This window comes from Pectinatus frisingensis (assembly GCF_015732285.1).
Classification (GTDB): Bacteria; Bacillota; Negativicutes; order Selenomonadales; family Selenomonadaceae; genus Pectinatus; species Pectinatus frisingensis.
The window spans coordinates 1-10760 of sequence record NZ_WIQU01000052.1 but is presented as its reverse complement, the minus strand read 5'-3'; the positions used below and the strand labels follow the sequence as shown (position 1 = coordinate 10760).

Sequence of the window (10760 nt, the reverse complement as noted above, 5' to 3'; positions counted from 1 at the left end):
GCTAAATATTGACATAGGACCATAAATTAATTTGTTTCCAGGTTATCTCAGCTTCTTTAGGTTTATACCAATACTGATCAGATAGATTTAATCCTAAGTTTTTAAGAGATAGTGCACTAGCAGTTTCTACTCCGGCAGCTTCTAATAAAACTGACAAATCTTGTCGCGTAGTTGGAATACTTCTAGATTTTATCCAAGAATCTAATGCATATTCTTTATCATTTTGATATTTAACTGGTAAGGGCAAATATTCTTCATTATATATTTTCGTTATTTCCTTTACACGGCCAGATAAACTATTTATATTAACTTCTATTACAGGAATATCTTTATCCATAAGTATTATTTTCATGTTATACTCCTCCTGATTAGATTGTACCATAGAATACCTTATGACTTCGATAAAATTTGTTTATAGAGATTTTTTCTATATTGCCATTACAGTTTATAAATGATGCCAAATCAATTCGATAGTTTCAAAATAAATCACTACTAACGTACATATTGAATATTTTTGATTTTTATTTTGTCTATCATATCTTGAATAACCGTTTTGTCTTGCACATTAGGAGAAAACTTAAAAATAATATCCGCAGCATCTTCCTTTGAGCAGCCGTTATTTAGTACCTGTTCAGCAAATTCCTTATCATATTTACCTGACCACCCTTTTTTATCTTTATTCAATAACTTACATGCGATATTTCTATACATTTTTTCAAATTTCCCAATAAAATTATCACTATCTTTTTTTAATATATTTTGAACACGCCGTTGTTCTTCATTATCTTTATCAAAACTGTCATTAGTTGCATTTAATATAATTTCAAGTTTCTTTACCCTCAGCATCTTTTTTTGAAATTCATCTTCTTGCACAAAAGGTGTACCAAATTCCTGCTGTGCATTTTTTAAATTTTGCTGCGCTGATTCAAGATTGCCATTATATTTTTCCAAATATTTTGGTAAAGCATCAATAGCATTTTCTAACCGAATCATATTACCAGAATGATCGTGTGCAAGTGCAACATCATATGTCGATTTCCCATGTATTTTAGCTATATGACTTTGTTGATAACCATCAAAATAAATACTTACAGGCATCCCTCTGAATAGACACTTTATATTATTATATTGATGGGCATTTATAATATCTGCTAACGCTTTTCCGGCAAGTTTTCGTTCGTTATATTCTATGCCGTTTATTTCAATAAAAAATACTGATTTACCATCCTCACCTAATACAGTATTCTTTTTTATATTTTGGATATCTTCTGTAATGGTGGATATCCTTTCCTCATATTTAGCAATTTCTCTAGGAAATACTTCATTTATTTTATGCTCAAGATGATATTGCTGTTGTAAATATAATGACTTTGCCATTTTTAACTTTTCAAGCTGAATATCTAAAGCCATCTTTTCTTTTATAAGTGGATTTCCAGTCGCAATCGCCTTTATTTCAGCATAGGACAAAGTAGCCTCATCAATATCTTCCGCAGAACGTACAGGCGTTTTTGATGTCATAATTTGAGCAATAAACCGCTGCTTATTTTCTATTATCTGCCAAAGATAAGCATCAAAGGTTTCTTCTGTTACGTATCGATATATTTTTACTTTTTTATTTTCATTGCCCTGCCGTACAATACGACCGCTGCGCTGTTCAAGATCAGAAGGTCGCCATGGGACATCAAGATCATGCATAGCGATAAGTTTATTCTGCACATTTGTTCCTGTACCCATTTTTGCTGTTGAACCAAGTAAAATACGTACTTCACCAGACCTTACTTTTGTAAATTGAGAGTATTATATTCTTCTTGCCAATTTTCACGTCCAGCTTCAAAAGCTTCGGCTAAACCACCAAATCCGATATATACTTGACCAAATTCCCGAAGATTGTATTTCCATTTGAATTCCGCCTTCCATTAATATAACTGCCAATTGGATTTAAAATTTGTTTGGCAATATCATTTGTGTGTTCCAGTATTATCCAGATCATATTGGGATCTGTCAAATTCATTTTTTTTATAATATTATTTAAATATATTTCTGGATCATAACCAAGCCGTTTTAGTATAACATATGCACTGCTTGCTGCTATTTCATCTGATGGCGATTTTAATTTTTTTGCTTTTTCTTCAGCTATTTTCCTACATAAGTAAATAACCTTTTCCGATACAGATGCATCACCATCAATTAAATCATTGAAAAGCTGGCCATGTCCTTTTTCATTATATTTCCATACCTGTGGTTTTGCAGCTTTTACATTATCAGTATATGTATCTTTAATGTCATAAACAACGCGAATAGTACCCAGTCCTGCATTTTCTAATAACTTAATTCCGCTGGCATCCCTTTTTATATGCCTGCCGAAAAACTTTTCCCATTGCACCGCAGTAGCACAAGCTGAAGCATTAACTGGTGCATATAAATGCAGGCTGGTTTGTTCAGATAATGAGTATTTATGGAATTTAGCCATTGTCGCAAGAAGTGAAAAATATCTATCCGTATTCTCCGGCATTTTATTTATAAGATTATTAATTTCTACTTCTAAATTGGTTTTAATGTGTTGCATAATTTTTCCCCTTGCTCTAAATTTGAAATAATGATTATTAAGCCACTATTTCACTACATTTAGAGTACATTAAAACTAATTATTAAAAATCTTATTTTTTTGCTTTATTGTTTTATGCAGCTATATCGTTTTTATTTATAGTAAGACTGTATCTGCATATAAGTGGTATTTGTGGTGGGTCACCAGTAAATTCAAGGCTTCTCAGATTTGAGAAGCCTTTTTTGTATAAAAAAACCACGCGATAGTCGCGTGGTTCAAAAAAGCTTAAGCGGTGAGTCCTATGTGCTAACCTGTAAATAAGCCTGTCAGCTTAAAATACAGATTATACATTAGGAGATGCCACTAAATGTCGAAACAACAAAATAATGACACACATAGTTTACCATTCGTAAGATATAAATAGGTAAAATCTGTGCACCATTTGGTATTGACTTTTTTTAGCAGAAAAATCCTGATTCACCAAATTCGGAAAAATTTTATGGGCATGTCCCTTTTTATAATTTGGTTTTTTCCTGCGAACTACAGCCAGCAGCCTAAGTTCGTGATTCATGTATTTGTAGCCAGTAAGATTACTGAGGTAGATATTCTTTCGTTTAAGGTATATACGCATGGTTCGGTATCCGTCAACACCGTGGTGCTCATGATAAATTTTTGTAATGGCTTCAAGTGCCTGCTGCTTTTTGATTTTATAGGCAGCTTTCCTGTCCTTCAGAAAGTTATAATAGGCATTTGGATAAATACTCAAGCGCTGCAGAAGCCATCGGACACCAAACAGTGAATGATATTTTGAATGAATCGATAAGCCTTTAATCGATTTCCTTCGCAAAGAATGCCGCCGCTTTTTTTAAGAAAAGATTTTCCTTTTTTATTTCTTCCAATTCGTTTTTTAGACGAAGATTTTCTTTCATGAAATCATATTCTTCTTTGGCTTGGGGGATAATTTGGCATGAATTCAAGAACAAGCTGATAGACGAAACACTAATTGCATTCGATATAATCAGATCTTTGAGTCATGGGCTGCCCATACGACAATACTGTAGCAGAGGCAACTTTTAAAATTATTAAGACAGAATTTGTGAAGAATCAAACATTTGCTGATCTCAAGACTTTAAAGCTGAAATTTGCTGATTATGTTAATCGTTTCAACAACCACAGAATTCATTCATCACTTGATTATTTAACTCCAGTTGCGTACCGAATGAATACCCTTAAAAAAGTCATTTAGTTTACTGTTGACAATCCACCATAAGGTGGTTTTTAAAACTGTCTACCTTGACTTGACAACTTCATTTTGCTGGTGGTCATGATTAATAATATATCAAGAATATATATGTCTTTAATAGCTGTAAAATCACATGAATTCAGCAATGATAAACCAGTTATATTATACTATCCAGTGCCTGTTTAAGATCAGCAATAAGATCTCCTATATCCTCAATGCCTATAGATAAACGTAAAGTATCTTCATAAACACCAGCTTTTTCCTGTATGTTCTTTGGTTGCCCAAAATGCGTCGATGAAGCTGAATGGACGATAAGAGACTTGGCATCACCAACATTGACCATATAATCAAATATTTTCACGTTTCCTAATACTTTTTTTGCAGCCGCAAGTCCTCCTTTTACACGGATCGACAAAATTGCCCCCGGTCCTTTTGGAAAATATTTTTTAGACAACGCATGATACGTACTAGACTTAAGCCCTGGGTAATTAACCTTTTTAACCGCTGGATGCTGTTCCAAAAACTCGGCAATTGCCTGTGCATTCTTGACATGCCGGTCCATACGTAACGATAAAGTTTCCATACCCTGCATAAGATAAAAGGCTGTCTGTGGACTCATATGACCACCTAGATCCGTGAGAAAGCGCATACGCAGACGTTTTGTAAACATGACCTGTCTAAGAATTTTATCTCCTATCTGCGCTTTATTTTCTGCGTAGAATTTTTCAAACTGGGGAAAATGCCCATTCAGCCAATTAAAACCACCCTTTTCAACAACCAAACCAGCTATAATAATTCCATGACCAGCCAAAAATTTTGTAGCTGAATAGCAGACAATATCAGCGCCATGTTCAAATGGACGCAATAAATATGGTGTAGCAAAGGTATTGTCAATAACAAGCGGTATTCCATGCTCATGTGCCAATTTAGCAACTGCTTCGATATCAATTATATTAATGCCTGGATTTCCTAAGCATTCTATGTATATGGCACGTGTCTTGTCATTAATAAGCTTATGATATGATTCAATATCATTTTCGTCTTCTACAAAGTGTCCCGTAATGCCATAATCAGGCAGCAACTTCCCCAGCAAAGTCGTACTACCACCATACAGCGTATTAACAGTAATGATTTCGTCCCCTTCTTTAGCCAGATTTAAAAGTGTATTTGATATTGCTGACATGCCAGATGAAAAAGAAACTGCTGCAGCTCCGCCCTCAAGTGCACTTATGCGTTTTTCCAATACAGTATTTGTTGGATTAGAAAAACGCACGTAAGAATGTCCTTCTTCTGCATATTCAAATAAACGAAGGCAACGGTCATAATCCCCTAACTCAAAAACCGCCGTCTGGTATATTGGCACCGCCTTGGAACGATAATGCTCTGCCGGATTATAACCAGCATGCAATTGCTTAGTTGTAAAACCAATATTATTCATTTTATATGCTTCATAACTCATGATTTAACATGCACCTCTTCTTAATTTTCTTTCCACCATCTTAAGCAATAAATCTTCTATCAGTACAATAACTGCACAAAGTATCGTACCCCAAACAATCTTGTATACGTTCATTGTGCGCATGCCCGAAAAAAGCACTGTTCCCAATCCACCTGCATTTATGCATGCAGCAATTGTAGCAATACCTGTCGTCGATATAATTGCTAAGCGGATACCTGCAATAATGGTTGGAAATGCAAGTGGCAGCTGAACGCGTGTTACTACTTGGAAATTTGTCATCCCCATACCAGTTGCAGCTTCCAATAAATTTTTATCCACACTATTCATCCCCGATAAAATATTGCGAAGCAATAAAAATTGATTGTACAGCGTAAGTACAACTACAGCAGTCATATTTCCAAGCCCCATCACAGGAATCATAAGTGCAAATAGTGCCAGGCTAGGTATCGAATAAATGGCACTAAACAGCTGAATGGCAGCATCCTCCAGATACTTGACGCGCAATAATGCATAGGAAAGCACCGTTGACAATAACACAGATATAGCCAGTGTCACCGCCACAATCCACAAATGTTCTAAGGTTGCTGTGCCAAACATGTCAAAATTTTTAATAAAATAATTTATCATATACCTGCACCATCAATCACATAATTATTTTGGATATTTAAAGTTTTTAATAAATCAATAACAAAATTATCACATGGATTGTTAATTATTTCTTTTGGTGAAGCATACTGGATGATGTGTCCTTTATTCATAATAATTACCTTCGTTCCAAGCTTTAATGCTTCACGGATATCATGTGTAACAAAAATATATGTCTTACGTGACTGTGCGTGAATTCGCTTGATCTCATTCTGCAAGTTTTCACGATTGATAGCATCAATTGCACCAAATGGTTCATCAAGAAGCATAATTGGTGGATTTGCCACAAGTGCTCTCGCCAGCCCAACTCGTTGCTGCTGCCCACCAGAAAGCTGTGCTGGATATCGATCACGGAATTCTTTCGGGTCAAGAGAGACCAATTGCAACATTTCTTCTATCCCGTTTTCAATTTTAGTCTTATCCCATTTCAATATTCGAGGAATAGTAGCAATATTTTCGGCTACTGTCATGTGTGGGAACAATCCTACCTGTTGTATGACATAACCGATTTTGCGACGCAAAAGCACAGGGTTGCTGTTTTGAATATCCTTGCCGAACAGCCTAATATGTCCGAAGTCTGGTTTATACAGCCGGTTTATCATTTTTATAAATGTCGTTTTACCACAACCAGATGAACCAAGAATTGTGACAAATTCTCCTTCATTAATTTGCACATTCACATCATCTAATGCCATATATCCCATACGGGGAAACTGTTTTTTTACATGCTCAAATTCAACTGCATTCATATTTTCACCTTTCCCCAGCGGCCCTCCGGTCAACTAAGCGCAGCGCTTCTGCTGGGCATGTATTTACACATAATCCACAACCAGCACAATGTGTCGTATCACAGTATATACTATCTTCCTTCTTAAATACATCCAATTTGCAGCGTTTCACACATAATCCACAGTTTATGCAAACTGTTTTGTCAAACTGTACAACATATGGTGATTTCGGCCATAATCCGTAGCTTTGCCGCTGACGCTGCCCACGAAATAAATAGCAGCAATCACCGCAGCAGTTGCAGATACCATTAGCATTAACAGTATGCATAAGGCCAGCCTTATCAGCTTTTCGCACAATCATCTTAGCCTGTTCTTTATCAATACGCTCTGATAAACCACGATCTGCAAAAGTATTCTGTCCATCGCGATAAGTAATACAGGTATGTGTGGGCAATCCGCAACTGCCAGTAAGTCGACGGCAATCACAATAATTCAAATATATAGGTCGTTCCTGCCGGTCAATAAAAGCTATTGTCTCTGTTAAAGGCAACACACGGTCACCAGTCGGCCGCAGTGTTTTATCCTGATTAAGTCCATCCATATAAGCTTTAAAATACCAATCATCTAAAACGTGTTTTTCTTTTTCTGTCAATCTATCATATTCTGATTGACGTGACACGACATAAACATCGAGCATACTATAAAAATTGGATAAACAATACATTCCATCATCTGTTTTTGACAGCAGACCACGGCGATAGGCCCGCATCAATGTTTCTTGTGTATAATTGTTTTCATCAGTTGATTCTTCAGACCATTCCAGTATAAAATGGATGTCTTCATCAGAAAAAATTTTTCTCACAAGCACTGTAAGCTGTTTTGGCACATTGAAGCGCCGACAAAAGGATGAAATATCATCACTTGATGTTGTTATAGAATTCTTTTGCAACATCATTATATTCCTCCTTGTCAATGTCTACTTTAGCATTAAGCTTAGTCAATACTTCACTCGTAAGTGATTTATCGACCTTATTCAAAACATCGGCAATATCAGGATATTTCTTTAAGATTTCATCACGGACAACCGGCGCTATATTATAAGGAGGCCAAACATGCTTATCATCTTCAAGAAGAAGATACTTATCAGTTTGTGCAAGTTTTCCTTCAGTTGTATAAACAGGTATAACATCAGCTTCATTATTATCAAGAACTTGAAACAGTAAAGAATTATCATAAACCTTGCTTGATTTCCAAGCAAATTGGCCATAAACCTTTTCTAGTCCAGGCAAGCCATCTTCACGTTTGTCAAATTCTCCTTGTGAGCCGAAGCGCAATTCAGCTGCATGCTTTTGTAGATCAGATATATTTTTAATATTCAGCTTTTCTGCTACATCAGCACGTATAGCCAATCCTTGCCCATCATTTGCACTTGCATAATCAAGCCATGTCAATTGGAACTGTTTTTCGTATTCATCCTTAACAACATCATAGACTTCTTTTGGATCTGTCAATGGTTGTTTTTTTAATACTGCCAGAAGGGCCGTACCTGTATACGCCGGATATAGATCTATTTCTTTATTAACAATAGATGTATGTATTACTGAAGAACTTATATCATATTTTCGTTCTACCTTATAACCAGCATTTTCCAAAGCTAATGCATATATTTCGGCTACTACCTCGCTTTCAGTAAAATCCTTGGAGCCTATTACAATTGTTCCCTTGCTGTTTGTACCACAACCGGCAATCAGAGATACAATCAACGCTGTTGCTAATAAAATAATGCCAATTTGCTTTTTCATTTCCATCAACCTCCTTACTTTATCTGTAAATAACGGGTTTTATATTTGTAAAAAACATTCATCAAAAATCCTGTGCCAAGCGACAGTATAGCGACAGATATACCGCCAATATATAACAAGTCAACACGCATTAATCCAAGTCCTGTGAAAATAAGGCTGCCGAGTCCGCCAGCCCCAATATAAGCTGCCAGCGTCGCGCTGGCAATAACTTCCACAGTGGCCGTTCTGATCCCAGTATATATAAGTGGAAATGCCAATGGAAGTTTCACATTAAAAAGCTTATATGTTGTTCCCATTCCCATAGCCGTGGCTGCTTCAAGAATTGGTTCAGGCAGAGTACGAAATGCTTGAATAGTATTCAACAAAATAGGTGGTATTGCCAACAATGTCAGAGCAATCACTGCCGGTTTCCAGCCTGTACCAATAAACGGTATACAGATAATAAGAACAGCAAGACTTGGGATAATACGTAAAAAGCTGAATAAGTGTTCTGATATATTTTGCAGTATTTCTGAACGTGAACAAATAATCCCAAGCGGTATAGCTATAACCATCGAAATCAGCAGTACCAATATACTTATTGTTACATGCTCCAAAACCAAATTTATATAATTTGCTGCATCTGTCTGAAAATATGCTATTACGCCCAGCATAAAGCCCTCCTTTTCATATTTTTATTTGATGCCTAATTGCCTGCTAGTGTATTGATTAGCTAAGAGTTATACTGCTATAAATAATGGGTAGACAATAACTAAGTCATATTTATAAAATAAAAAGGCATAAAATCCCCTTGAGAATTCTATGCCTTCAGTTTTCTGATTAGCACCAAGATAAATATAAATTTATGGTAATGGTATCATTTTTGCATTGTAATGTCAATTTTTATTATTTTTATTAAAAGTAGTGCCAATTTTTATTGGCTGTATATAAACCAATGAGAAATATTTATAATAACTTGCCAATTTTGTCTTCTACCAATTTAACTATTTTTTGTTTATGAATCAAATCTCTAATATTATTTATGTATGGATATAAATAAACATCTTCATTTATATATGGTACAGTTAACGCTATCTCAGCTAATACAGCTTGAGCGGCACTGGCAGAAGTCTTATTTATCTCTAAAAATTGGTGTGCCTGATAGACGGATAACAGCTCAATTGCCAAAATGAACTCAAGATTTTCAGCTACCTTCCCGGCCTTTTTTACAGCATTATATCCCATCGACACATAGTCTTCCTGATTTCCACAAGTAGGAATGCTATCAATGGTTGCCGGATGTGACAATATCTTCATATCGTTTAGCAAACCTGCCTGCGTATATTGTGGTATCATCAGTCCTGAATTAATACCTGGATTTCCTGTCAAAAAGGCTGGATATTCTGAAACATTGCCATCTATCAAACGACTGTTCCTGCGTTCTGACATTTTTGCCAATGCAGTAGCGGCAATACACGCCGAATCCAATTCTATTCCTACATAAGATGAATCAGGATTACAGCCGGAAATTGCTTCTCCATCTTCACCTTCCGGCCAAATTATTGGATTGTCACAACAGGAATTAATTTCAATCTCTATCGTTTTCAAAGCATCATTTAATGTTTTCTTTACTGCTCCATGAAGCTGCGGAATACAGCGAATCGACATTGCATCCTGAAGATGGTAATTACGAAAATGCGCTGCTATCTCTGAATCTTTTAATATTGTCCTCACATTAGCAGCAGTGGCTTGTTGTTCAGCATGAGGCCGTACAGACATCAGCCGTTCATCAAATGCCGATACATTTCCCTTCAATATTTCCAATGTCATAGCACCGATTATATCAGCACATTTTGCTGCATTGCGCATATCATACAAGGCTAATGCGCCCAAAGCAGTAACACTGGTAGTCCCAGACACTAAAACCAGTCCTTCTTTAGCAGACAGCGTAGTTGGTGTGAGACCAACCCGCTGTAGGGCCGCTTTAGCTGGTAAAAGCTCATTACCGACATAGGCTTGTCCCTCACCTATCAGCACTAACGCCATATGTGCTTCCGGACTAAGATATCCCACAGATCCTTCTTTAGGAGCAAACGGTGTAATTCCCAGGTTAAGGAACTGTCTGTATAATTCTACAGTTTCCAACCGTGCGCCACAAAATCCCTGCCCTACATTCTGCAATATCATAAATATAGTTGCCCGCACTTCTTCAATAGTCAATGGTGCACCTACTGAAGTGGAATGGGACAATAAAATATTTCTTTGCAGCTGTGCTGTTTCTGATGGCGATATTACCTTATTGCAAAGAGCACCAAATCCAGTTGTAACACCATACATGGGTCTGTAAATAGTTTTGTGC

Annotated in this window: 12 protein-coding genes and 2 pseudogenes; 1 reads left to right on the top strand and 13 read right to left on the bottom strand. The window is 36.3% G+C overall.

What is annotated here, in order from left to right:
• Nucleotide 1: 1 nt before the first annotated feature.
• From I6751_RS09425 to I6751_RS13930, 6 genes and pseudogenes are all read right to left on the bottom strand, one after another.
• On the bottom strand, nucleotides 2–352 hold the full coding sequence (locus I6751_RS09425; RefSeq protein WP_196590759.1) for a hypothetical protein: 351 nt from the start codon (nucleotides 350–352) through the stop codon (nucleotides 2–4).
• Nucleotides 353–492: 140 nt separating this feature from the next.
• Nucleotides 493–1518, bottom strand: a complete 1026-nt coding sequence (locus tag I6751_RS09420; protein WP_196590758.1) for a hypothetical protein — start codon at nucleotides 1516–1518, stop codon at nucleotides 493–495.
• Between the two features lie 117 nt (nucleotides 1519–1635).
• Nucleotides 1636–1776, bottom strand: a pseudogene (locus I6751_RS14175) (hypothetical protein); the annotation flags it as partial.
• A 67-nt stretch (nucleotides 1777–1843) separates the two neighbouring features.
• Nucleotides 1844–2566, bottom strand: a complete 723-nt coding sequence (locus I6751_RS09415) for a hypothetical protein (RefSeq protein ID WP_196590757.1) — start codon at nucleotides 2564–2566, stop codon at nucleotides 1844–1846.
• Between the two features lie 379 nt (nucleotides 2567–2945).
• The gene (locus tag I6751_RS09410; protein WP_196590000.1) at nucleotides 2946–3392 is read right to left on the bottom strand and encodes a transposase; all 447 of its coding nucleotides are present in this window, start codon (nucleotides 3390–3392) and stop codon (nucleotides 2946–2948) included.
• Nucleotides 3373–3522 (bottom strand): hypothetical protein, encoded by a 150-nt coding sequence (locus I6751_RS13930; RefSeq protein WP_196590001.1) that lies wholly within the window; start codon nucleotides 3520–3522, stop codon nucleotides 3373–3375. Before I6751_RS13930 ends, I6751_RS09410 begins: the two co-directional genes overlap by 20 nt.
• Between I6751_RS13930 and I6751_RS09405 the strand changes: the two are divergent.
• Nucleotides 3512–3791: pseudogene (locus I6751_RS09405) on the top strand (IS3 family transposase); the annotation flags it as partial. The gene I6751_RS13930 and the pseudogene I6751_RS09405 overlap by 11 nt on opposite strands.
• A 154-nt stretch (nucleotides 3792–3945) precedes the next feature.
• Here I6751_RS09405 and I6751_RS09400 read toward each other — a convergent pair.
• From I6751_RS09400 to I6751_RS09370, 7 genes are all read right to left on the bottom strand, one after another.
• Nucleotides 3946–5247 carry an O-acetylhomoserine aminocarboxypropyltransferase/cysteine synthase family protein gene (locus I6751_RS09400; protein WP_196589999.1) on the bottom strand — a complete coding sequence of 434 codons (1302 nt, stop codon included), beginning with the start codon at nucleotides 5245–5247 and terminating at the stop codon, nucleotides 3946–3948.
• Nucleotides 5248–5250: 3 nt separating this feature from the next.
• Nucleotides 5251–5874 (bottom strand): ABC transporter permease, encoded by a 624-nt coding sequence (locus I6751_RS09395; protein ID WP_196589998.1) that lies wholly within the window; start codon nucleotides 5872–5874, stop codon nucleotides 5251–5253.
• A complete protein-coding gene (locus tag I6751_RS09390; protein WP_196589997.1) occupies nucleotides 5871–6641 on the bottom strand; it encodes an ABC transporter ATP-binding protein in 771 nt (256 codons plus the stop codon). Before I6751_RS09390 ends, I6751_RS09395 begins: the two co-directional genes overlap by 4 nt.
• A gap of 4 nt (nucleotides 6642–6645) precedes the next feature.
• Nucleotides 6646–7575 carry a 4Fe-4S binding protein gene (locus tag I6751_RS09385; RefSeq protein WP_196589996.1) on the bottom strand — a complete coding sequence of 310 codons (930 nt, stop codon included), beginning with the start codon at nucleotides 7573–7575 and terminating at the stop codon, nucleotides 6646–6648.
• The gene (locus I6751_RS09380; RefSeq protein ID WP_196589995.1) at nucleotides 7538–8422 is read right to left on the bottom strand and encodes a glycine betaine ABC transporter substrate-binding protein; all 885 of its coding nucleotides are present in this window, start codon (nucleotides 8420–8422) and stop codon (nucleotides 7538–7540) included. The genes I6751_RS09385 and I6751_RS09380 overlap by 38 nt, the downstream gene beginning before the upstream one ends.
• Before the next feature lie 14 nt (nucleotides 8423–8436).
• Nucleotides 8437–9075 (bottom strand): ABC transporter permease, encoded by a 639-nt coding sequence (locus tag I6751_RS09375; RefSeq protein ID WP_196589994.1) that lies wholly within the window; start codon nucleotides 9073–9075, stop codon nucleotides 8437–8439.
• Nucleotides 9076–9367: 292 nt separating this feature from the next.
• On the bottom strand, nucleotides 9368–10760 hold a 1393-nt coding region (locus tag I6751_RS09370), incomplete at its 5' end, for an HAL/PAL/TAL family ammonia-lyase (RefSeq protein ID WP_196589993.1).